The organism is Enterobacter cloacae complex sp. IR5458 (genome assembly GCF_049238025.1).
GTDB lineage: Bacteria > Pseudomonadota > Gammaproteobacteria > Enterobacterales > Enterobacteriaceae > Enterobacter > Enterobacter kobei.
Map to the genome: position 1 here is coordinate 1 of NZ_JBMKIF010000022.1, position 22,066 is coordinate 22,066.

The following is a 22,066-nucleotide window of genomic DNA, read 5'->3' on the forward strand; positions in this document are numbered from 1 at the left end:
AAAAAAGCCCGTACTTTCGTACGAGCTCTCATCTTGAATATGGCGGTGAGGGGGGGATTGACTCGCTTCGCTCGCCCTGCGGGCAGCCTGTTCGCTGCGCTCTCAGTCTGTCCAACTGGCTACGCCAGTTGTCGAACCCCGGTCGGGGATTCTCATCCCCCCCCTGTTGGAGAATATAAAAGAAAAAAGCCCGTACTTTCGTACGAGCTCTCATCTTGAATATGGCGGTGAGGGGGGGATTCGAACCCCCGATACGTTGCCGTATACACACTTTCCAGGCGTGCTCCTTCAGCCACTCGGACACCTCACCATATTGTCATCCCGTTGTTGCCGGGACGGGCGCTAATGTAAGGAAAAGCCGAACTGCCGTCAACTCACTTTTTCAGTAATTTAGCGTGTTTAGACAAACTTCAGGCAACCTGATTCCGAAATGTGCGAAAAGCGTCTTTTTTATCAGCAATAACATAGCGCCATAAATTTGTTATGCTGACAATCCATTTGAAAATGAAAACAAAACAGCGCGAAAAAGGCAGGAATGACTATGGATATACTCTTCTATCACCCCACTTTTGATACGGCTTATTGGATTAAAGCACTGTCGGCAGCACTGCCGGGCGCGCGCGTTCGTGAGTGGAAGCGGGGCGATAACGAACATGCTGACTATGCGCTGGTCTGGCATCCACCCGTTGAGATGCTTCAGGGCCGTAAACTGAAGGCCGTGTTTGCGCTTGGCGCTGGCGTGGATTCCATTCTGAGCAAACTGAAGGCACACCCGGAGATGCTGCCGGAAGATATCCCCCTGTTCCGCCTGGAAGATACCGGTATGGGCCAGCAAATGCAGGAATATGCCGTCAGCCAGGTCCTGCACTGGTTCCGTCGCTTTGATGATTATCAGGCCTTTAAGCAGCAATCCCACTGGGAGCCGCTGCCGGAATATCAACGTGAAGACTTTACCATCGGTATCCTCGGGGCGGGCGTGCTGGGCTCAAAGGTGGCTGAAGCCCTTGCCCCGTGGGGCTTCCCGTTACGCTGCTGGAGCCGTAGCCGTAAAGCGTATCCGGGCGTTGAGAGTTTTGCTGGAACGGATGAACTCCCGGCATTTCTGAAAGGCACACGCGTGCTGATCAACCTGCTGCCGAATACGGCGGAAACGGTGGGGATTATCAACGAAGCCTTGCTCAATCAGCTGGCCGATCGGAGCTACCTGATGAACCTGGCGCGCGGGGTGCATCTGGTGGAGCCGGATCTGCTGAAGGCGCTGGATAGCGGAAAGCTTAAAGGTGCCATGCTGGATGTTTACAGCCGTGAGCCGCTGCCTGAAGAAAGCCCTCTATGGCGACACCCTGGCGTGGCAATGACCCCGCATGTCGCCGCCGTGACGCGACCGGCTGAGGCGGTGGCTTATATCTCGCATACTATCGGTGAAATAGAGAAGGGGAACGCGGTTACCGGTCAGGTCGACCGACAGCGCGGCTACTGAGAGAAACCCGGCGTTGGCCGGGTTTTTGCTAATATTCGCCGCTGATAACTGCTATCCTTTGGAAAAACCGCAGAGGAGAGAAAGATGTATCCCGTTGACCTGCATATGCACACCGTCGCCAGCACCCACGCGTATAGCAACCTCCATGATTATATCGCCCAGGCAAAGCTAAAAGGTATTAAGCTCTTTGCGATAACCGATCACGGCCCGGATATGGCGGATGCGCCGCACTACTGGCATTTTGTGAATATGCGGATCTGGCCACGTCTGGTGGATGGCATTGGGATACTGCGCGGCATTGAGGCGAACATCAAAAACACCGACGGTGAAATCGACTGCACCGGCCCGATGCTGACCTCCTTAGATCTGATCCTTGCCGGTTTCCATGAGCCGGTTTTCCCGCCGCAGGATAAAAAGACCAATACCGCGGCGATGATTGCCACCATTGCCAGCGGCAATGTGCATATCATCAGCCATCCGGGTAATCCTAAATATCCTATTGATATTCAGGCCGTGGCGCAGGCCGCCGCGAAACACCGTGTGGCGCTGGAGATTAACAACTCCTCGTTCGTGCACTCGCGTAAAGGCAGTGAAGCCAACTGTCGCGAAGTGGCAGCCGCCGTGCGTGATGCCGGAGGGATGGTGGCGCTGGGCTCTGATTCGCACACGGCCTTCACGCTGGGGGATTTTGGCGAGTGCATGAAAGTGCTGCAGGACGTCAATTTCCCGGAAGCACAGATCCTGAACGTCACGCCGCGCCGTATGCTCGACTTCCTGGAGTCGCGCGGCATGACGCCCGTTGATGAATTTGCCGACCTTTAATTGAATAACGGAATAACACAATGAATGAATTCTCCATCCTTTGCCGCGTGCTGGGCTCCCTGTATTATCGCCAGCCGCAGGACCCGCTGTTGGTTCCGCTGTTTACGCTCATTCGCGAGGGTAAGCTGGCGCAGAACTGGCCGCTGGAACAGGATGAGTTACTGGAACGTCTGCAGAAAAGCTGTGATATGCAGCAGATCTCAACTGACTACAACGCATTGTTCGTGGGGGAAGAGTGCCGCGTTTCGCCTTACCGTTCTGCCTGGCAGGAAGGGGCGACCGAAGCGGAAGTGCGGGCATTCCTCTCTGAGCGCGGTATGCCGCTGAGCGATACGCCAGCCGATCATATTGGTACTCTGCTGCTGGCGGCCTCCTGGATCGAAGACAACGCGGGTGATGATGAAAATGAAGCCATCGAAATCCTCTTCGAGACGTATCTGCTGCCGTGGGTTGGAACATTCCTGGGGAAAGTTGAAGCCCACGCCACCTCTCCGTTCTGGAGAACGCTGGCTCCGCTGACGCGCGACGCCATCGCAGCAATGTGGGATGAGCTGGAAGAAGAGAGTGAGGAGTGATTTACATCACAAAAATTCTGCAACGATACATTTCAACTTGCACATAATGTGCTTCTGATCTCATTTCCATGGTGCGCATCTGCTAAGATGCGCACCATGAACATATTACTTTGTATTGCAATCACGACGGGCATTCTCTCCGGTATCTGGGGATGGGTGGCGGTGTCTCTCGGTTTATTAAGCTGGGCTGGCTTCCTTGGCTGCACGGCCTATTTCGCCTGCCCGCAGGGAGGGCTGAAAGGGCTCTTCATCTCAGGTTGCACGCTGATGAGCGGCGTTATATGGGCGCTGGTTATCATGAAAGGCAGCGCGCTGGCGCCGCATCTGGAGATCCTGGGCTACGTCATGACGGGGGTCGTTGCCTTCCTGATGTGTATTCAGGCGAAGCATCTGCTGCTGTCGTTTGTACCGGGCACCTTTATGGGGGCGTGCGCGACCTTTGCCGGACAGGGGGAGTGGAAGCTGGTCGTCCCTTCACTGGCGCTGGGGTTGCTGTTTGGCTATGCCATGAAGTACAGCGGTCTCTGGCTGGCGGCGCGACGGGAAAAAACGCAAAACATCACCGCGGTGAGTGAATAAAAAAAGGCGAGATAATCATCTCGCCTTTTTTATGCGCTTCCTGTCAGGATTCCGGAGGCACGGACATATCACGGTATTTCACCAGGATCGGGTTCTGCACGTCTGATTTGTTTTGCAGATCCCACAGCCCGCGATCGATACCATCGTTAATCAGGAAGATCACGCCGGTTTCAATAGCTGACATCAGACACATCATGACCGGTTCATTCGAGGTATAACCAATTTCACCTTCCAGTAAACGCTGGTAGTCGATGAAGCGGAATACCCCCGCCTGGACTTCATAAGACAATATCGTTTTGCTGGTGTTTACCGAGGAGAGCACTTCACCGGTACTGACGTTGACGACACGCAGGTTAACGGCAATTTGGTCGAGCTGATACTGGGTATCCGCGCCAATCCCAAAGTAACGTGCTCCCACACCACCCGATTTAACGTTGCTCTCATAACCGATAATCGAGCCTTCGATCATGACGTTTGCCGCAGCCAGAGACTGCAGAGGCATTCGGTTATTGTCCGCGACGGTGCCATTCTCCTGTGCAGCACGAATAATTTTTCGTTCATTTAACAGGTTCTGTAGCCCCTGGCGTTCCAGCGGTATAAACCAGTGCGAATCCTTGAGTGCGGTAACCAGCATGGCGGTGGCGCTTTGCGGCACTGCCGTGGAGAAGTTACTGGCCGGGTAGGGCTTAAATTGCCCTGTTTCATCCTGAATGTTGTATACCGAGACAAATATTTTGCCCGTTGGAGAAGGCAAATGGGTTAAATCACGATAACTCTGAGCCCGAGGCATTAATGTTGGTTTTGCAGCTTCTTTAGGCGGAGCAGTTAAACAACCGCTCAATAAGCACACTGCAACAAATATCAGGAAGCGCTGCATGATCGTTGTCCTTATTTAGCTATTGTTTAAAAGTCAGTTGAATTGCTTTGTAGGCCAGAAACCTCAATGGTGGAGGTTTTTCCGGTTTTACGATCGGTTACGTTCAACTGAAGTTGTCCGTCTCTGTTGGCGATATCGACAATAAAATCGTTGGTCACCATTCGGCCGGGCTTGCCGGTGTTAATGTTTGTCAGCAATCCCCCTAAAATTTGCGACTGGATAGCCTGGGTGAAGTTATCCAGTGCTGAAGGGGTATCAACGGTAAAGTCCTTATAACTGGGATCTTTATAGGAGTTTTGCGCCTGAGCTTCATTCAGCAGGAACGCACCGTTGTTAGGGTTACCGCCAAAGTTGGGGTTACGGAACTGGAACGTCATATTTCCGCCCCAGCAAAGAGGGGTAATAAGCATTATCGAAACAACTGCATATGCAATACGCATGACAGCCTCCGCATATCGGTTCGCTAGAACTCATCTTTTGCTAAATCGCTGGTGCTTAATAGCGCTCTGTCTATTTGCAGGCGATTAATAGCGTCTTCAGTTTGAGCCAGTGCTAAGGCCACGTTTTTATCGAAGTCTGTTTTCGAGGGGAATAAAAACGTTTGATAAATAACGTCCTGATTAGCCGTGATGGTTATCCAGCTTCCCCAACGTGCACTGGGCCGCTCGTTGATTGTTAAATTACCCGTGTAGGTACTGTCCCATTTATCACTGAAGGCCCGGTAAAAACTGTGCCCGATCGATGAGACTGTGTGGTCAGTTAACAATCCGGGAACTTCGACCTCGACGGCCTGCAGGTTCCCTGCAGCGAGCAAGAAACTCGCTGCGGCGATCCAACTCAACGTGCGCTTCATGTGATTAACGCCTGAGGTTATCGTTTGCCCATGAAACAGCCTGAGTTCGATTTTTAACAGCTATCTTCTTGAAAAGATTATAAAGGTGCGTCTTTACCGTATTTTCGCTGATAAATAACGAACGGGCGATTTCAATATTTGAAGCACCAATGCGTAGTTTGTTCAGGATCTCTTTTTCACGGTGCGTGAGCAGCGCGGATTCCGAACTGTTATAGCGGTAGTTACCGGAGTGCGTGATGAGGTAGCTGGCCAGCTTTTGCGAGAAATAACACTCTCCGCGCAATATGCCCTGCAGACCCTCTACCACCCGGCCTTCTTCTTCAGTGACGTAGAACACGCCATTGATATGCGGCCAGCTTTCAATATCTCTGAAAGGGTATTCATCAGGAGTGTTCAATAATAACACGCGGATATTATTGTTTTTCCTGCTTAAGTTATCTTGCCAGTAATGGATAAGCTTCTTATCAGCTTCCATCATATCAAACAGAATGATGCTGCCAGGCGCAATATCATCAAAAGAACGTTGAATATTATGCAATTTCCCGTTCAATGATAAAGATTGCTTTAAATGTTGTAATAAAGCTGTCGCTTGCAGAGAAGGTTTTGTGATCAACAGTAATGTATGACCATGTAAACTATGGACTTCATTATACATGATGAAACCCCACTTATTTTTGGCACCTGACAGCTGCCCTCCTGAAAAGAGGAAGGCACCAGAAGTACTGACAGATGTTGCACTGCTGTGTGTAGAATCAGAACATAACCTCCACAGGGAGGTAAATATAAAACCAATTTCGTACAGCTAATTTCAATCTAGCTTTTACGAAGTTTAAAGCAAGTGTTAATCATGTAACAAGATGTAAAAATAAATATTAATTTGTGAATATTGGCTCTTTTGAATGTTGTTATTTGATATGAAAGTTGTACATATAAATAGGCGTGCACAGATTTTAAAAATCATACAAATTTTATTAACTGGTTGATTTTATGTCTTAATTTTTATTTTGGAGACGTTAAGCTTTGGTATGAGTAACTGATACTTTCTAAGCCATTATGTTCTCCTCTCTCTGGCTTAAGAAAACACGCCCTGTGTCACGTGATGAACAAAATGCCATCCTGCCGTTACGCTTAAACAACGCGGAGGGAAGCGTGGGCAGGCTTGTCGTCGTTGTACGACACAACGCGCATAAATATTCTATAAAAAATTAAACCAGCCTGTGTAATGTGTATTTTTTCTGCAAATTACGACTTTGTGGTGACCTGATAAATAAAAATAAGCCACGCGGGTGAGATATTTAAAATGTTTCAGCGGACATACTCTTCACCGTAACGACGCGTTAACAAAAAAACGAGTCGTTTAACACGAAATACGAACAGGGTGTTTTCAGGTAGCCGGGTCCAGGGTGACAACATGAAAAACACATCGTTATTTTTGATGTTTACATTACTGGGTGTGCCTGGATTTGTAACCGCGGCTAATACTGATTTGGCGAATGCTGAATATAATTTTGCGGTTAATGAATTAAGTCGTTCATCATTAAATCAGGCAGCCATTATTGGTCAACAGGGCGTATTTAATGACGCTCAGATTCGCCAGGAAGGGTCGAAACTCTTGTCAGTCGTTTCCCAGGATGGTGCAGGCAACAGAGCGAGAGTTGATCAATCAGGGACTTACAATATTGCCTGGATCGATCAGAGCGGTAACGGGAACGATGCAGGTATTACGCAAGATGGATATGGTAACAGTGCAAAAATTATCCAGAAAGGGTCGGGTAATAGAGCAAATATTACGCAGTACGGTACGCAGAAAACCGCAGTTGTAGTGCAGAAACAGTCGCAGATGGCAATTCGCGTTATTCAACGCTAGTTATTTCGCGACGACTTTAATCAATCCGATGGGGGTTTACCATGAAATTTATCAAAGTGGCAGCACTTGCAGCAATCGTAGTTTCTGGTAGTGCTATGGCTGGTATGATTAACCAGGGCGGATGGGGTCATGGACATGGTCATGGCGGATACGGTGGCCCAAATTCAACCCTGAATATTTACCAGAATGGTGGCGGTAACTCCGCGCTGGCCCTGCAGACTGATGCCAGAAATTCAGTTCTGAATATTAGCCAGACCGGTGGCGGTAACGGCGCTGACGTTGGCCAGGGGTCTGACGACAGTAGCATTAACCTGACCCAGAACGGATTTGGCAACAGTGCGACACTTGATCAGTGGAACAGTAAAGATTCCGTGATGAATGTCAGCCAGTACGGTGGCCTTAACGGCGCACTGGTAGACCAGACGGCGTCTAACTCCACCGTCAACGTTACCCAGATTGGCTTTGGTAACCACGCGACAGCTCATCAGTACTGATACTGACATCTGTGCTACAAAAAACAGGGCTGATGCCCTGTTTTTTTTCGGGAGTTAATTATGAATACTTTAATTCTCCTCGCCGCGCTGTCGAGCCAGATAACCTTTCAAACCTCACAGCAGGGCAATATGACCACCATTATTCCGCAGGTCACGTTGACGGAATCGTGTGATTGTCAGGTCCAGATTGTCTCTTTGCGCGAAGGGCAGAGTGGACAAAGTTCATCCCGCCAGCAAAACACACTTTTTATCCCCGCTAATCAGGCGATTGATTTAATGCGCTTGAGTTTAAATATCTCTGCGGGAGACACGGTAACGATCGTGGTAACCGTCACTGATGGAAAAGCACTTCATTTATCACAACAGTGGTCGCCTGGAGGGCGCGCGCTCTAATCATTCATAATATCAATATGTTGCGAAGGTGGCGGGTCTTTGCCGTTGAGCTATGCTGTTATCAGGAACTGTGTCGTAATGTTCCGTAACGTGACACTTCGTTAACATAATGAAGCGCGTTTGCCCCTCATGGACGATTTTCATTGAGGAGTACCTATCGTGACCCACAATTTTGCACATCTTATTTCAGGTTTGGGCCTGCTCGTTTCTGCCTTTATCGTGCCTGCGCATTCGGCCACTTTTGCGGAAGGGGGCGTCATTCACTTTCGCGGTGCAATCGTTGCTGACCCGTGTGAAGTCACGCAGCAACATCGGCAGCTGGCGGTATCGTGCCCGGATAAAAACCGTATGCAAACCCGTATGGTCAGTTACGACGATGCGCTGAACGGCATGACGACACCTTCCAGCCTGGCGACAGTGGATATGAAATACCTTAATCCTGAAAAAACGCTCGCAGTGGTTCAGATCCAGTACCGCTAATTCGTGTTTTACCGCCGATCGTTTTTCTCAATAACCCCTCTGCGATACACTTAAGAAAAAGGCGGGTAGCAGAGGGCTTTTATGAAACCGCAAATTGAAGTGATTCATGGCGATATTACGAGCCAGCATGTCGATGTCATCGTCAATGCGGCCAATCCTTCCCTGATGGGGGGAGGCGGGGTTGACGGTGCTATTCACCGCGCTGCCGGACCGCAGCTGCTGGAAGCCTGTAAAATCGTGCGTCAGCAACAGGGCGAATGCCCGCCGGGCCATGCGGTGATTACGCTTGCGGGCAACCTTCCGGCCAAAGCGGTGATTCACGCCGTTGGCCCAGTATGGCAGGGCGGCGACCACCATGAAGCGAGTCTGCTGGAAGAGGCATACCGAAACTGCCTACGGCTTGCCGCCGACAACGGATACAAAACGATGGCGTTTCCGGCAATTAGCACCGGCGTGTATGGTTATCCTAAGGCGGCAGCGGCGACCATAGCGGTAGAAACCGTCTACCGCTACCTGTCGCTAAAACCGCTGCCAGAGAAGGTGACCTTTGTCTGTTTTGATGAAGACACCCTGCATCTGTATCAGCGGTTGTTGGCGCAGCGCAGACAAGCGCTGGAGAGTTGAAACAAACGTGGCGCACCGTCAGTGCGCCACGCTGCTCAGGCAGTTTTCGTCTGGTGTTTGCCTGAAAACAGGAAACGCAGGAGAGGGATCCGCAGATGGATCTCGTAGAGCACGATCGCCACGCCCACCACAAACACCAGTCCGGTAAAGAAGCCCAGCGTGTTAGAGGCGATATGCGGCGTGATGTAAGCCCCAAAGAACAGCGTCAACGGGTGATGCACCAGATAGATAAACAGTGAAGCATTGACGAAGTAGGTCACGCGGCTGGACTTAAAGTTCAGCAAGCGGTGGCCGAGTGCGAACACCACATTCACCATCCACAAGCCCAGCAGCATAGTGATCACGCTTTCCGTTTCATACATCCAGGCGTCGCCGCTACCGTAGCGCTGGTTCAGCAGATAGGCCGCAAACGCGAAGGCGGCACCCACTGCGCACCACGGTGACGGTGTGGTAAACAAGGCTTTAAGCTTCGGATAAATAAACGCCAGTGCGCCAATTAAAAAGAACGGAATGTAGAACAGCGACTGCATCACTACAAAATTAAACAACCCGTCGCTCAGTATCGGTGGGTAGACGATAAACAGAGTGCGTCTCACGGCGGCATAAGCAACGCCAAGCAGCAAAAAGAGCACCGACAGTTTGCCCAGCGTGACGTTGGCGAAGAAGGCGTCAGCGGTCGTGCTTAAATGACGGCGCAGACGGCTAAAGATCACCAGGCTGACCGTGGTCAGTACCACCAGTACCAGCAGGAACCAGAGGTGAGACACCAGTTCCCAGACCAGCGTATTGTACTTTTCATACAGCGTAAGCTTCGGCCAGTTCTCTGCTTTGCCTTTAACATACTGCAGCATAATGAACTGCGGCAGCGTCAGCAGCGGGATGGCGGTCAACATAGGAATACCCACGCGCTCTACGCGGACTTTCCACCAGCGCTTCAGCGGATAGCGTAAAAAAAGCATGTAGGAGAAATAGCCTGAAATGACAAAAAACACCTGCATACGGAAGGCGTGTATAAAGTCATTAAACAGCGTGAGCCACCAGGAGGGCATCTGGCTATTAACATGCCACGTGTGGCTGGAGTAAATCAGTGAAATGTGAAAGGGGATCCCCAATAGCATCAGCCATGCCCGGATCGAGTCGAGGAAATATTCACGTTCTGTTGGTGATGTGCTCATATAACTTTGTGCATTCTCAGACTTTTCGTCTTATCCCTAAGACTCATAATGGTTACATTCGACGCCAACCCTACACCAAGACCGACACACTGTCTCCAGGATAAGCACGCAAAGTGAATCGCGGGTTCTTTCATTTGCTTAATCCATGAGCCAGTAGCTGAACAAAGCAGTGATTATGTTGTCGGATTGCCTGAGTTTCCATTAAAATGGATCGGATCGATATAAGCACACAAAGGGGGAAGTGCTTACTTATTATGAAACATAAACCACAGATGATGAAAATGCGTTGGGTGGGTGCTGCAGTCGTGTTATCACTGTATACCTCATCGGCACTGGCCTTTAACATCGACGATGTCGCAAAACAGGCAAAATCGATGGCAGGCAAGAGCTACGAAGCGCCTAAAAGTAACTTGCCCTCCGTTTTCCGCGACATGAAGTATGCGGACTATCAGCAGATCCAGTTCAATCACGATAAAGCGTACTGGAACAACATTAAAACCCCGTTCAAGCTTGAATTTTATCATCAGGGTATGTACTTCGACACGCCTGTTGCCATCAATGAAGTGACGGCGACCGCGGTACGTAAGATCAAGTACAGCCCGGATTACTTCAATTTTGGCAATGTGCAACACGACAAAGATACGGTGAAAGACCTGGGCTTCGCAGGCTTCAAGGTGCTTTACCCGATTAACAGCAAAGATAAAAACGACGAAATCGTCAGCATGCTTGGCGCCAGCTACTTCCGCGTGATTGGCGCGGGGCAGGTGTACGGGCTTTCTGCGCGTGGTCTGGCCATTGATACCGCGCTGCCATCAGGGGAAGAGTTTCCGCGTTTCCGCGAGTTCTGGATTGAACGTCCAAAACCAACGGACAAACGTCTGACTATTTATGCGCTGCTGGACTCTCCGCGCGCAACCGGTGCCTATCGCTTTGTGATTATGCCGGGTCGTGACACGGTCGTTGACGTGCAGTCTAAAGTCTATCTGCGTGACAAAGTGGGCAAACTGGGCGTTGCGCCGCTGACCAGTATGTTCCTGTTTGGGCCAAACCAGCCGTCGCCGGCAACCAACTTCCGCCCGGAACTGCATGACTCCAATGGTCTGTCTATTCATGCCGGTAACGGTGAGTGGATCTGGCGTCCGCTGAATAATCCGAAACATCTGGCAGTAAGCAGCTTTGCGATGGAAAACCCGCAGGGCTTTGGCCTGCTGCAGCGTGGCCGTCAGTTCTCTCGCTTTGAAGATTTGGACGATCGTTATGACCTGCGCCCAAGCGCCTGGGTTACGCCGAAAGGCGACTGGGGTAAAGGCAAGGTAGAGCTGGTTGAAATTCCAACCAACGATGAAACCAACGATAACATCGTCGCTTACTGGACGCCGGATCAACTCCCGGAAGCCGGGAAAGAGATGAACTTCAAGTACACCATTACCTTCAGCCGCGACGAAGATAAGCTGCATGCGCCGGATAACGCGTATGTGATGCAGACTCGCCGCTCAACGGGTGATGTGAAGCAGTCTAACCTTATCCGTCAGCCTGACGGTACCGTGGCGTTTGTCGTGGACTTCACAGGCCAGGATATGAAGAAACTGTCTCCGGATACGGCGGTGTCGGCTCAGGCCAGCATTGGTGATAACGGTGAAATCGTTGAAAACACGGTGCGTTACAATCCGGTAACCAAAGGCTGGCGTCTGACCCTGCGCGTGAAAGTGAAAGATCCGAAACAGACCACTGAAATGCGTGCTGCGCTGGTCAGTGACGATCAGCCGCTGAGTGAAACCTGGAGCTATCAGCTACCTGCCAATGAATAATACATCTGAATATATTGATGCCATGCCGCTGACGGATATCGAAAAAGCGGCGCTGCCTAAGAGCGACATCCGCGCGGTTCACACCGCGCTGGATGGTGAACATCGTCAGTTTTCCCGTGATGATGATACGCCGCTGGGGTCAGTAAAAGCGCGTCTGGAGCAGGCATGGCCAGACTCGCTGGCAGAAGGGCAGTTGATTAAAGACGACGAAGGACGCGATCAGCTTCAGGCGATGCCGAAGGCGACGCGTTCCTCTATGTTCCCCGATCCATGGCGCACCAACCCGGTTGGCCGCTTCTGGGATCGCCTGCGTGGGCGTGATGTGACGCCGCGCTATCTGTCACGCCTGACGAAAGAAGAGCAGGCCTCTGAGCAGAAATGGCGTACCGTGGGGACTATTCGCCGTTACATCCTGCTGCTTCTGACGCTGGCACAAACGGTTGTCGCGACCTGGTACATGAAAACCATTCTGCCTTACCAGGGCTGGGCGTTTATTAACCCAACGGACATGACGGGCCAGGATCTCTGGGTCTCCTTCATGCAGCTACTGCCTTATATCCTGCAAAGCGGCATCCTCCTGCTGTTTGCGGTTCTGTTCTGCTGGGTTTCGGCCGGTTTCTGGACCGCGCTAATGGGCTTCCTGCAATTGCTGATGGGGCGGGACAAATACAGCATTTCAGCGTCAACGGTCGGGGATGAACCCCTCAATCCTGAGCACCGTACCGCGCTGATCATGCCTATTTGTAACGAAGACGTTGACCGCGTATTTGCGGGCCTGCGTGCGACCTGGGAGTCCGTCAAGGCGACCGGCAACGCGGCGCATTTCGACGTCTATATCCTGAGCGACAGTTACAACCCGGATATCTGCGTTGCAGAACAAAAAGCGTGGATGGAGCTGATTGCAGAAGTACAGGGCGAAGGTCAGATCTTCTACCGTCGTCGTCGCCGTCGTGTGAAGCGTAAAAGCGGTAACATCGATGACTTCTGCCGTCGCTGGGGTAACCAGTACAGCTACATGGTGGTGCTGGATGCGGACTCCGTCATGAGCGGTGACTGCCTGAGCGGTCTGGTGCGTCTGATGGAAGCCAACCCGAACGCGGGGATCATTCAGTCTTCGCCAAAAGCGTCCGGTATGGACACGCTTTATGCGCGCTGCCAGCAGTTTGCCACCCGTGTTTACGGGCCGCTGTTTACTGCCGGTCTGCACTTCTGGCAGTTGGGTGAATCGCACTACTGGGGTCACAACGCCATTATTCGCGTGAAGCCGTTCATTGAACACTGTGCGCTGGCGCCGCTGCCAGGTGAGGGTTCGTTTGCCGGTTCTATTCTGTCGCATGACTTCGTGGAAGCTGCGCTGATGCGTCGTGCGGGCTGGGGCGTCTGGATTGCCTACGACCTCCCGGGATCGTATGAAGAGCTGCCACCGAACCTGCTGGATGAGCTCAAGCGTGACCGCCGCTGGTGTCACGGCAACCTGATGAACTTCCGCCTGTTCCTTGTCAAAGGGATGCACCCGGTTCACCGCGCGGTGTTCCTGACGGGCGTGATGTCTTATCTCTCCGCACCGCTGTGGTTCATGTTCCTTGCGCTCTCTACTGCATTGCAGGTCGTCCATGCTTTGACGGAGCCGCAATACTTCCTGCAACCGCGCCAGCTGTTCCCAGTGTGGCCGCAGTGGCGTCCGGAGCTGGCAATTGCGCTGTTTGCGTCTACCATGGTGCTGCTGTTCCTGCCTAAGCTGCTCAGTATCATCCTGATCTGGTGCAAAGGTTCGAAAGAGTATGGCGGTTTCTTCCGCGTGACCCTTTCACTGCTGCTGGAAGTGCTGTTCTCTGTGCTGCTGGCACCGGTGCGTATGCTGTTCCACACCGTGTTTGTGGTCAGTGCGTTCCTGGGCTGGGAAGTGGTCTGGAACTCACCGCAGCGTGATGACGACTCCACGCCGTGGGGCGAAGCCTTCATGCGTCACGGTTCTCAGCTGCTGCTGGGGCTGGTGTGGGCGGCGGGCATGGCCTGGCTGGATCTGCGCTTCCTGTTCTGGCTGGCGCCGATTGTCTTCTCGCTGATCCTGTCGCCGTTCGTCTCTGTGATCTCCAGCCGTTCAACGGTGGGACTGCGGACTAAACGCTGGAAACTGTTCCTGATCCCGGAAGAGTACTCCCCGCCGAAGGTGCTGGTGGATACCGATACCTATCTGGAGCAGAACCGCAATCGCACGCTGGATGATGGCTTTATGCACGCCGTGTTTAACCCGTCATTTAACGCCCTGGCAACAGCCATGGCGACGGCGCGTCACCGTGCAAGTCATGTGCTGGAGATTGCCCGCGATCGTCACGTTGAGCAGGCGCTTAACGAGACGCCGGAAAAACTCAACCGCGACCGTCGTCTGGTGCTGCTGAGCGATCCGGTCACGATGGCAAGGCTTCACTATCGCGTATGGTCCGCTCCGGAAAAGTATTCTTCGTGGGTGAACTACTACAAAGACGTGAAGCTGAATCCGCTTGCACTGAAGGCGAAGTAAGTTGTTAATCAGGGCGGGTAAGCGTAGCGCCACCCGCCAGATAAAAATACCGGCTTAATCGCCGGTATTTTTTTAGAGGTAACTTATGAGAATAATCATCGTCGTCCTGATGGCATGCCTGCTTAGCGGCTGCGGCAGCATCATCAGCCGCACTATTCCAGGGCAGGGCCATGGGAATCAGTATTACCCGGGTGTGAAATGGGATGTACGTGATTCCGCGTGGCGCTACCTGACCGTGCTCGATCTGCCGTTTTCGCTGATTTTCGACACGCTGTTGCTGCCCATCGATGCCAGCCACGGCCCGTACGAGTAGCGTAAATCAACGCTCGTCCCACTCATCGGCTGCGGTTTGACCTTCTTCCGTATCCAGCGGGGGTTCGAGCTGAAATTCGCCCTCATCCCACTCGTGCAGGGTGTTCTCTTCCAGCCACTCCTGCCGTAACTCGATTTCGTCATAATCACCATCAAAGACGGCCTGCGCGCCTTCACCGCTCAGGACCGGCAAACATTCCCCTTCTTCACCTTCATCAGCAAAGAATTCGGCCTGCCACATAATATCCCCGTCCTGCAGAACGTATTTTTGGATATTAAGTTGTTGCACGTCAGCATCTTCTTCCTCAACACCGGGATTGTCGGCGAGGAACTCTTCGCGAGCGGCATCAATAGCTTCTTCCAGCGTGGCGTACATGGTCATTGGTGTCTCCCTGTTTTCCAGAAGGTTTCAGGGAAAGAATAGCTGAAGATCGGATTCTGCAAGTATGAATGCGAAAATAAGCCGTCAGGCTTTCGCCTTATTCTGTCGTGGGGCGTAACGCGCGGGATAAACTCAACCACGAATACATCGCGTTGAACAACACCACGCCCGCCGTCACGATAAAGACGGCGCGGAAACCAAAGCTGGCGGATATACCTGCACCGAGAAGCGGTCCGGTCACATTACCAATATCGCGAAATGACTGGTTATAGCTAAAAATACGCCCCGCAATCTGGTTCGTGGAGTTGTAAACCAGCAGGGTCTGTACGGCGGGCAGTAACGCCCCGTCGGCGGCGCCCAGTAAAAAGCGCAGAACCCCCAGTTGCCACGGAGAGTGCACCATCGACATGGGGACAAGCAGCAGGACGGAGATCACCAGTGCGCAGATCAGAATTTTTTCCGGGCCCACCCGATCCCCCAGCTTGCCCAGCCTCGGGGCGCTAAGCAGCGCCGCCACGCCGGGCACGGAGGCAATCAGCCCGCTGATAAAGGCGATGTTACTGACATCACCCGCCAGGTCACGCACGTAGAGCGTCAGAATTGGCGCAATCGAGCCGGTAGCGACCTGAATAATCATTGTCGTGACGAACAGGCTCAGCACCAGTCTGGGATTCTTAAGCGAGGTCAGCACGTCTCTGGCATGGAGCATCTCTTTTTTGGCGACAGGCGTGAAGTTCTCACGGATACAGAGCAGAGTGACGATAAAGCACAGGAACAGCACGCTGGCGGTGATGAAAAAGACCGGGCGCAGGCCGTAATTATCCGCCAGCAGTCCTCCGGCCAGTGGCCCCAGCAAGGCGCCACTTACGCCACCGGTGGAGAGCGTCCCAAGCGCCCAGCCGCTCTTATGGCGCGGAATTTGCGTGGCAATCAGGGCATTCGCATTGGGAATAAATCCGCCCAGTAAACCCAGCAATGCCCGCAATACCAGGAACTGCCAGACGTTTTGCGCGACCCCCATCAGCGCCATGATGATGGCCATCCCCAGCGCAGAACGTAGGAGCATAATTTTTCGGCCCTTGCGATCGGCAAGGCCACCCCAGAAGGGTGAGGCAATCGCGGAGAAGAGAAACGTAATGCTGAAGACCAGTCCAGACCACATATTGAGCGCGCTGTGGCCCGTCACGCCCAGTTGTTCGACGTAGAGCGGCAGGAAAGGCATAACCAGGCTGAACGCCGCACCGGTAAGAAAACAGCCAAGCCACGCAACCGTGAGGTTACGTTTCCAGTTTATGGGGGCATCTGAGGGTGACATAACATTCCGCATAATGAGGTGCTGAGCACCTGAGGCATAAAGTAATAAGCCTGCTAATTATGCGCCTGGGTTATGATTGCCGCAATGCGGAAGCGCTTTTAAAGCTAAAACAGGAGGCGGCCCGAATGGGGCCGCATGAGGATCAATAGCGGGACGGTGTGCCCTGTGGTCGCGTTTTAAAGCGGCGATGCAGCCACATATACTGCTCAGGGGCCAGCATGATGCACTTCTCTACAACGCTGTTCATCCAGCGCGCGGTGGTTTCTGCATCGTCTAACGGCGGCGCGAGCTCCGGTTCGAGCATCATCAGCTCGTAGCCTGAGCCATCCGGCATACGGCGGGGCACAAAGGGGACGATGGCGGCTTTGGACATCCGTGCCAGCATCCAGGTGCCGGTGGTGGTGGCCGCCTCTTCAACGGCGAAGAACGGCACAAATACGCTCGACTGCGGGCCGTAGTCGTGGTCGGGAGCATACCAGACCACATCACCGGATTTAAGGGCGCGGATCATGCCCTTCAGATCCTTACGGTCGATCATGCTTTTATTGGAGCGCATGCGGCCGTTGGTCTGAATGAGATCGATAACCGGGTTGTCGTTTGGACGATAAACACCGATGCCGGGCGCCTGCATGCCAAACATCCGCGCCCCGATCTCCAGCGTAAGAAAATGAACCCCGATCAGCAGAACGCCGGTCTGGTTAGCCTGAAGCGTATGCACGGGCTCCATGCCGGTTCCCGTCACTTTGCTCCAGCGCGCCATGCGCTTATCTGACCAGAACCACGCCATACCGGTTTCCATGAGCCCCATACCGACGGATTCGAAATTCTTCGTGACCATATCGTGGCGCTCTGCCTCGCTCATCTGCGGGAAGCACAGCTCAAGATTTCGGTACGCGATGCGCGCCCGACGCTTCATGAACGTTAGCGCGATTCGGCCTAACGATTTACCTAACCGGAAGATAACAGGGTAGGGAAGCTGTACCAGTAGCCATAAAAAGCCAATGCCAAGCCAGGTCATCCAATAGCGAGGGTGCAAAAGGGCGACGGTAAATTTGGGTAACTGGGTCATGTCTTTCCTGTGTTCAAACGTCCTGTTTCGCTATTGTCGCATTTTTTGAGACGTTGCCAAAATATCTGCCAACGAAACCTGTACGACGAGAGCAATTGTTAAACCTGATTAATCAGGGTGTGTGAAATGTAGCGTAAATTGTGTGGATGTAAATTGGTTTTGTTTGCTATATGATGCCGACCGATTTTTCATTCTCTCTAACGATTCCAGGACTGTACACCATGCCAGTGTTACACAACCGCGTGTCGAATGAGATGTTAAGAGCGCGTATGTTGGCTGAAACCGAACCGCGCACAACCATCTCTTTCTATAAATACTTCACGATCGACGATCCGCAGGCGACCCGCGATGCGCTTTATCAGGCTTTCACAGCCCTGAACGTTTTCGGGCGCGTCTACCTTGCCCGCGAAGGCATCAACGCGCAGATTAGCGTACCGGAAAGCAAAGTCAGCGCTTTCCGCGAGTGTCTTTATCGCTTCGACCCCGCTCTCGACGGCTTACGCCTGAACATTGCCCTGGACGATGACGGGAAATCCTTCTGGGTGCTGCGCATGAAGGTGCGTGAACGCATAGTGGCGGACGGTATTGACGATCCTGAATTTAACCCGGCGAACGTCGGTGAATATTTGAAGGCAGCGGAAGTGAATGCGATGCTGGACGATCCGGATGCCGTGTTCATTGATATGCGTAACCACTATGAATATGAAGTGGGGCATTTCGAGAACGCGATGGAAATCCCGGCCGACACCTTCCGCGAGCAACTGCCCAAGGCGGTTGAGATGATGCAGGAACATAAAGATAAAAAAATCGTTATGTACTGCACCGGCGGTATCCGCTGTGAGAAAGCCAGCGCGTGGATGAAGCACAACGGCTTTAATAAGGTCTGGCATATTGAAGGCGGCATTATCGAGTACGCCCGCCGCGCCCGCGAGCAGGGTTTACCGGTACGCTTTATCGGGAAAAACTTTGTCTTTGACGAGCGTATGGGTGAGCGTATTTCGGAAGACGTTATTGCCCAGTGCCACCAGTGCGGTGCGCCGTGCGATACCCATACCAACTGTAAAAACGACGGTTGCCATCTGCTGTTCATCCAGTGCCCTGCCTGTGCCGAGAAGTTTAACGGTTGCTGCAGTGAACTGTGCAGTGAAGAGAGTATTCTGCCGGAAGAAGAGCAGCGTCGGCGTCGTGCGGGACGAGAAAACGGCAATAAGATTTTTAATAAATCACGCGGCCGTCTGAATACCAAACTGGGTATTCCCGACCCGGAATGATAATAACGCCCGGCAGGCGAGATCCTGCCGGGCGAATCTATTATGACTTCTGCTGCACACCTTCAACAGAAATAACCAGCTCAACATCCTGAGACGCCGGACCCAAATCCGTTGTGATATTAAAATCTTTCAGGTGAATTTTTCCTGCCGCTTCAAAACCTGCGCGTTTACCCCCCCACGGATCGTCACCCTGGCCGATCAATTTTGCATCCAGAGTCACGGGTTTCGTAACGCCATTCAGGGTAAGATTACCGGTAATATTCAACTTATCACCGTCTTTTTTCACGTCCGTAGAGGTGAAGGTCGCTTTCGGGAATTTAGTGACGTTCAGGAACTCTGCGCTGCGCAGGTGTTTATCGCGCTCAGCATGATTGGTGTCAACGCTGTTCGTATTAATGGTCACATTGACTTTATCCGCCGCAGGATTTTTCTCGTCAAAGGTGAATGTGCCGTCAAAATCTTTAAAGGTACCGTACAGCCAGCTGTATCCCAGATGCTGAATACGGAAATTGACGAACGCGTGCTGGCCCTCTTTATCAATTTTATAATCCGCCGCCACGGCGGAACCGGTGGTGAATAACAGAGAGCCCAGTGCGATACCCAGCAGGTGTTTTTTCATTTTATACTCCAGAGTCAATTGACGAGCGGCCAAGCATGCGCTTGAGCGTATCGTCTTTATCAATAAAGTGGTGTTTAAGGGCGGCAAGCCCGTGCAGCACGGACAGGATCACCACGCTCCAGGCAAGCCAGAGGTGGATCACCCCCGCCGTGTCGGCCTGAACCCCAGCATCACTGAGCGTTGCTGGCACCTCGAACAGACCAAAAACGCTGATCGGCTTGCCGTCTGCCGTCGAAATGAGATAGCCGCTGATCAGAATGGCGAAGAGCAGCGCATAAAGCGCAATATGCGCGGCGACAGCACTGAAACGGGTCAATTTACTGTGGGTCTTCGGTGCTGCAGGTGGCGGGGAGATATGTCGCCATATCACGCGGAAAATCAGCCCCAGCATCAGCAAAACGCCGATGCTTTTATGCAACTCCGGCGCCTGGTGATACCAGCCGTCGTAATAGCTGAGCGTGACCATCCAGAGTCCAAGTCCGAACATGCCATAGACGGCAATGGCAAATATCCAGTGCAAACTTATGGATATTATTCCGTAGCGCCGGGAGGAGTTACGTAATTGCATCAGAATGTCCATTTTCAAATTAACCGAAACGTAAAAATGAACGGGAAGGCAAGATATTGCAACTGAAATAAGAGTATATGGATTTTTATTTTATTTATTTCAGCAATTTTGAAAAGGAACCGCAAAGGTAATTCAAAGGCTTCGTGCAAGGCGGAATAAGCAGGGGGGAAGAGATTAAATAAACATAAAGTAACGTCAATAAATGTCAGTCAACCCTTTCAATAAAATACAATGTAAATAAAATCAACGATCGCAAGTAGCGCCCACAGTAAGATATAGAGCATAAAATGTTCGCGAATATTATTGACGAGAAAACTCACGATCCTGCGCATAATGCCCCATGATTCACCGTAAAGAAAACGGGCCCCAAACTGTCCGGAGCCCATAGCGATTATCCGTTAAAACGCGCGAGTGAGAAGGGCGTCAGATCAAACTGAGGCGTGATACCCTGAGCAAATTGCGCGGCGATTTCACCCAGCACGGAAGCGAACTTAAATCCGTGTCCGCTCAGCCCGGTAATGAGCAGGGTGTTGTCATGTCCTGGCAACGTATCAATGATAAAGTCTTCATCCGGCGTATTGTCGTAGGTGCAGGCCGCGCCGTAGAGCAGGCCACCCACGCCCGGGAGAATATTGCGCAGGAACGAGAAGGCTTCTGAACCATCCTGCGGAAAAGCACCAAACGGTTTACGCTCGTCAGGTGAGGAGATAACTTGCCCCCCGTTGTGTTTTCCAATCTTGAGCGCGTCTTTTTCGGAAGGGAAACCGTAGAACTGATCGCCATTGGGCAATTCGCCGGTGAACGCCGGGAATTTATTCTGGGCACTGTAGCGACCATCCGACTGGAACCACGAAAAGACCTTACGCACGGGCTGGATCGGCAGGTCTGGCAGCAGGCGGGTGACCCAGGTTCCTGCGCTGATAAGCAAACGAGACGCCGAATATTCACCGTCCAGAGTCGTTACCGTCACGCCATCTGCGTTATGCGTGATGGCCTCCACCGGACAGTTGAACAGTTGCGCACAGCCCGCTTTGGCGGCAAGGTCGATCCAGGTTTTGATGGCGGTTTCACAGTGCAACACCCCGGAGTTGGCTTCAAAGAGGCCAATATAATCGTCCGGGACGGTAATTTCTGGCCAGCGCGTGGTGATAGCCGGCGCGTCCAGCTTCTCAACCTCCAGATTAAAGGCCTTTGCGCTGCGTTCCACATTAGCCAGAAATTCCGAACGGGCCGGGCCAAGATTGATGACGCCCGTACGTTCGAAAATGCGCTCTTCAGTCTCTTTAGCCAGCGCGTCCCACAGCGTCTGGGCACGAAGCACCAGCGGAACATAGCGTTCCCCCTCGCCATAGGCATGGCGAATGAGACGCGTGTCGCCGTGGTGGCTACCTTCGCTATGGGGCGGCAGGTGAGAGTCAATCATCAGGACATTGAGTCCTGCCTGTGTCGCGTAATACCCGGCGGCCGATCCTACGGAGCCACTGCCAATAATGATTAGGTCATATCTCATATGCATCTCGTCACGTACGTTTTTTTTAGCAGAGTAATTAACAAAGCGGGTGCAAACAAGCGGGAAATAAATAAGGCACCGCGTGGGTGCCTGTTGAAAGAAAAGTGAGCATTCGGTTAGTGCCGTTTATACTCATTTTCCTGATAGTCGCCAGATTCTATTTTTGCAATTCCTGCCTCTAAAATAGAAATAAACTGACGGGCGACGTCTGTCGTAAGCCACAGCGTCTGTCCAACTTCCGCTTCTTCACGGTTCAGCTGATTTGGGGTCTGGTAGTGCAAACGCAGCATCAGTGCATCGTAGCTGTCTACGGTACTGATATCCCAGCCAACGAGTGGGTGGGTCTGGATGACTTCGCTATTCTTTTCCATTATAACCCCCATAATGCGTGTTAGAAGACAACGACTTCGAGGTTCAATGCATGTTTTTCTGAAAGCAACTTCAGTATACAAGTAATAAGGGTTCCTAAGGG

The 22,066-nt window shown here is 52.2% G+C and carries 26 protein-coding genes, 1 tRNA gene and 1 other RNA gene; 13 read left to right on the forward strand and 15 right to left on the reverse strand.

The features are described 5' to 3' along the window. Positions 1 to 40 precede the first annotated feature (40 nt). Together ACOTYN_RS17375 and ACOTYN_RS17380 are read right to left on the reverse strand one after the other, a co-directional pair. A non-coding RNA gene (locus ACOTYN_RS17375) (RtT sRNA) lies at positions 41 to 177 on the reverse strand. A gap of 45 nt (positions 178 to 222) precedes the next feature. After that, positions 223 to 310 (reverse strand) — tRNA-Ser (locus ACOTYN_RS17380). Between the two features lie 231 nt (positions 311 to 541). Here ACOTYN_RS17380 and ghrA point away from each other — a divergent pair. From ghrA to ACOTYN_RS17400, 4 genes are all read left to right on the forward strand, one after another. Continuing rightward, positions 542 to 1,480 (forward strand): glyoxylate/hydroxypyruvate reductase GhrA, encoded by a 939-nt coding sequence (gene ghrA / locus ACOTYN_RS17385; protein ID WP_071922392.1) that lies wholly within the window; start codon positions 542 to 544, stop codon positions 1,478 to 1,480. A gap of 84 nt (positions 1,481 to 1,564) precedes the next feature. Further along, a complete protein-coding gene (locus ACOTYN_RS17390; protein ID WP_071922391.1) occupies positions 1,565 to 2,302 on the forward strand; it encodes a phosphatase in 738 nt (245 codons plus the stop codon). A gap of 20 nt (positions 2,303 to 2,322) precedes the next feature. Continuing rightward, positions 2,323 to 2,877, forward strand: coding sequence for a TorD/DmsD family molecular chaperone (locus ACOTYN_RS17395; protein ID WP_023332670.1), 555 nt, complete (start codon positions 2,323 to 2,325; stop codon positions 2,875 to 2,877). A 96-nt stretch (positions 2,878 to 2,973) separates the two neighbouring features. Then, positions 2,974 to 3,456 carry a DUF1097 domain-containing protein gene (locus tag ACOTYN_RS17400; protein WP_139243811.1) on the forward strand — a complete coding sequence of 161 codons (483 nt, stop codon included), beginning with the start codon at positions 2,974 to 2,976 and terminating at the stop codon, positions 3,454 to 3,456. Between the two features lie 43 nt (positions 3,457 to 3,499). On the opposite strand, the gene csgG is transcribed toward ACOTYN_RS17400, so the two are convergent. Genes csgG through csgD form a run of 4 tightly spaced genes read right to left on the reverse strand, consistent with a single transcriptional unit; the run spans position 3,500 to position 5,841 of the window. Further along, positions 3,500 to 4,333 (reverse strand): curli production assembly/transport protein CsgG, encoded by an 834-nt coding sequence (gene csgG / locus ACOTYN_RS17405; RefSeq protein WP_014883331.1) that lies wholly within the window; start codon positions 4,331 to 4,333, stop codon positions 3,500 to 3,502. Between the two features lie 26 nt (positions 4,334 to 4,359). Beyond that, positions 4,360 to 4,773, reverse strand: coding sequence for a curli production assembly/transport protein CsgF (gene csgF / locus ACOTYN_RS17410; protein WP_014883332.1), 414 nt, complete (start codon positions 4,771 to 4,773; stop codon positions 4,360 to 4,362). 23 nt (positions 4,774 to 4,796) lie between these two features. Beyond that, entirely contained in the window at positions 4,797 to 5,186 is a 390-nt protein-coding gene (gene csgE / locus ACOTYN_RS17415; protein WP_047624969.1) for a curli production assembly/transport protein CsgE, read from the reverse strand. A 4-nt stretch (positions 5,187 to 5,190) separates the two neighbouring features. After that, positions 5,191 to 5,841 carry a biofilm master transcriptional regulator CsgD gene (csgD, locus tag ACOTYN_RS17420; RefSeq protein WP_014883334.1) on the reverse strand — a complete coding sequence of 217 codons (651 nt, stop codon included), beginning with the start codon at positions 5,839 to 5,841 and terminating at the stop codon, positions 5,191 to 5,193. A gap of 756 nt (positions 5,842 to 6,597) precedes the next feature. Here csgD and csgB point away from each other — a divergent pair. The 5 genes from csgB (at position 6,598) to ymdB (ending at position 9,044) form a co-directional block, all read left to right on the forward strand. Next, on the forward strand, positions 6,598 to 7,053 hold the full coding sequence (gene csgB / locus ACOTYN_RS17425; protein ID WP_014883335.1) for a curli minor subunit CsgB: 456 nt from the start codon (positions 6,598 to 6,600) through the stop codon (positions 7,051 to 7,053). Positions 7,054 to 7,094: 41 nt separating this feature from the next. Then, positions 7,095 to 7,547, forward strand: a complete 453-nt coding sequence (gene csgA / locus ACOTYN_RS17430; protein ID WP_014883336.1) for a curli major subunit CsgA — start codon at positions 7,095 to 7,097, stop codon at positions 7,545 to 7,547. 60 nt (positions 7,548 to 7,607) lie between these two features. Further along, positions 7,608 to 7,940, forward strand: a complete 333-nt coding sequence (gene csgC / locus ACOTYN_RS17435) for a curli assembly chaperone CsgC (RefSeq protein WP_023337081.1) — start codon at positions 7,608 to 7,610, stop codon at positions 7,938 to 7,940. Positions 7,941 to 8,099: 159 nt separating this feature from the next. After that, positions 8,100 to 8,420: a hypothetical protein gene (locus ACOTYN_RS17440; RefSeq protein ID WP_014883338.1), complete on the forward strand. Its 321-nt coding sequence runs from the start codon at positions 8,100 to 8,102 to the stop codon at positions 8,418 to 8,420. Between the two features lie 81 nt (positions 8,421 to 8,501). Next, positions 8,502 to 9,044, forward strand: coding sequence for an O-acetyl-ADP-ribose deacetylase (ymdB, locus tag ACOTYN_RS17445; RefSeq protein ID WP_032637007.1), 543 nt, complete (start codon positions 8,502 to 8,504; stop codon positions 9,042 to 9,044). Between the two features lie 35 nt (positions 9,045 to 9,079). Here the strand turns inward: ymdB and mdoC are convergent, their stop codons facing one another. Next, positions 9,080 to 10,219 carry a glucans biosynthesis protein MdoC gene (mdoC, locus tag ACOTYN_RS17450; protein ID WP_071922387.1) on the reverse strand — a complete coding sequence of 380 codons (1,140 nt, stop codon included), beginning with the start codon at positions 10,217 to 10,219 and terminating at the stop codon, positions 9,080 to 9,082. A 254-nt stretch (positions 10,220 to 10,473) separates the two neighbouring features. Here mdoC and mdoG point away from each other — a divergent pair, with 254 nt between their 5' ends. From mdoG to ACOTYN_RS17465, 3 genes are all read left to right on the forward strand, one after another. Beyond that, positions 10,474 to 12,027 (forward strand): glucans biosynthesis protein MdoG, encoded by a 1,554-nt coding sequence (gene mdoG, locus ACOTYN_RS17455; protein WP_032628846.1) that lies wholly within the window; start codon positions 10,474 to 10,476, stop codon positions 12,025 to 12,027. Then, a complete protein-coding gene (gene mdoH / locus ACOTYN_RS17460; RefSeq protein WP_332957200.1) occupies positions 12,020 to 14,548 on the forward strand; it encodes a glucans biosynthesis glucosyltransferase MdoH in 2,529 nt (842 codons plus the stop codon). The genes mdoG and mdoH overlap by 8 nt, the downstream gene beginning before the upstream one ends. Positions 14,549 to 14,633: 85 nt before the next feature. After that, positions 14,634 to 14,861, forward strand: a complete 228-nt coding sequence (locus ACOTYN_RS17465; RefSeq protein WP_014883343.1) for a YceK/YidQ family lipoprotein — start codon at positions 14,634 to 14,636, stop codon at positions 14,859 to 14,861. Positions 14,862 to 14,867: 6 nt separating this feature from the next. On the opposite strand, the gene ACOTYN_RS17470 is transcribed toward ACOTYN_RS17465, so the two are convergent. The 3 genes from ACOTYN_RS17470 to ACOTYN_RS17480 all read right to left on the reverse strand — a co-directional run bounded on the left by ACOTYN_RS17470 (position 14,868) and on the right by ACOTYN_RS17480 (position 17,626). After that, complete coding sequence (locus ACOTYN_RS17470) at positions 14,868 to 15,242, reverse strand: MysB family protein (RefSeq protein ID WP_008500834.1); 375 nt, start codon at positions 15,240 to 15,242, stop codon at positions 14,868 to 14,870. Positions 15,243 to 15,339: 97 nt separating this feature from the next. Further along, complete coding sequence (gene mdtG / locus ACOTYN_RS17475) at positions 15,340 to 16,557, reverse strand: multidrug efflux MFS transporter MdtG (RefSeq protein WP_014883344.1); 1,218 nt, start codon at positions 16,555 to 16,557, stop codon at positions 15,340 to 15,342. 142 nt (positions 16,558 to 16,699) lie between these two features. Next, positions 16,700 to 17,626 carry a Kdo(2)-lipid IV(A) acyltransferase gene (locus ACOTYN_RS17480; RefSeq protein ID WP_071922385.1) on the reverse strand — a complete coding sequence of 309 codons (927 nt, stop codon included), beginning with the start codon at positions 17,624 to 17,626 and terminating at the stop codon, positions 16,700 to 16,702. A gap of 221 nt (positions 17,627 to 17,847) precedes the next feature. On the opposite strand from ACOTYN_RS17480, the gene ACOTYN_RS17485 reads away from it, so the two are divergent. Further along, positions 17,848 to 18,897, forward strand: coding sequence for a rhodanese-related sulfurtransferase (locus ACOTYN_RS17485; RefSeq protein WP_014883346.1), 1,050 nt, complete (start codon positions 17,848 to 17,850; stop codon positions 18,895 to 18,897). A 40-nt stretch (positions 18,898 to 18,937) separates the two neighbouring features. Here ACOTYN_RS17485 and ACOTYN_RS17490 read toward each other — a convergent pair whose 3' ends face one another. From ACOTYN_RS17490 to bssS, 5 genes are all read right to left on the reverse strand, one after another. Next, on the reverse strand, positions 18,938 to 19,516 hold the full coding sequence (locus tag ACOTYN_RS17490) for a YceI family protein (protein ID WP_014883347.1): 579 nt from the start codon (positions 19,514 to 19,516) through the stop codon (positions 18,938 to 18,940). Position 19,517: 1 nt separating this feature from the next. Continuing rightward, positions 19,518 to 20,084 carry a cytochrome b gene (locus ACOTYN_RS17495; protein ID WP_071922384.1) on the reverse strand — a complete coding sequence of 189 codons (567 nt, stop codon included), beginning with the start codon at positions 20,082 to 20,084 and terminating at the stop codon, positions 19,518 to 19,520. A 218-nt stretch (positions 20,085 to 20,302) separates the two neighbouring features. Then, positions 20,303 to 20,416: a YceO family protein gene (locus tag ACOTYN_RS17500; RefSeq protein ID WP_014883349.1), complete on the reverse strand. Its 114-nt coding sequence runs from the start codon at positions 20,414 to 20,416 to the stop codon at positions 20,303 to 20,305. 59 nt (positions 20,417 to 20,475) lie between these two features. After that, entirely contained in the window at positions 20,476 to 21,594 is a 1,119-nt protein-coding gene (solA, locus tag ACOTYN_RS17505; RefSeq protein ID WP_071922383.1) for an N-methyl-L-tryptophan oxidase, read from the reverse strand. A gap of 116 nt (positions 21,595 to 21,710) precedes the next feature. Continuing rightward, positions 21,711 to 21,965 (reverse strand): biofilm formation regulator BssS, encoded by a 255-nt coding sequence (gene bssS, locus ACOTYN_RS17510; RefSeq protein WP_008500827.1) that lies wholly within the window; start codon positions 21,963 to 21,965, stop codon positions 21,711 to 21,713. Positions 21,966 to 22,066: the final 101 nt, after the last annotated feature.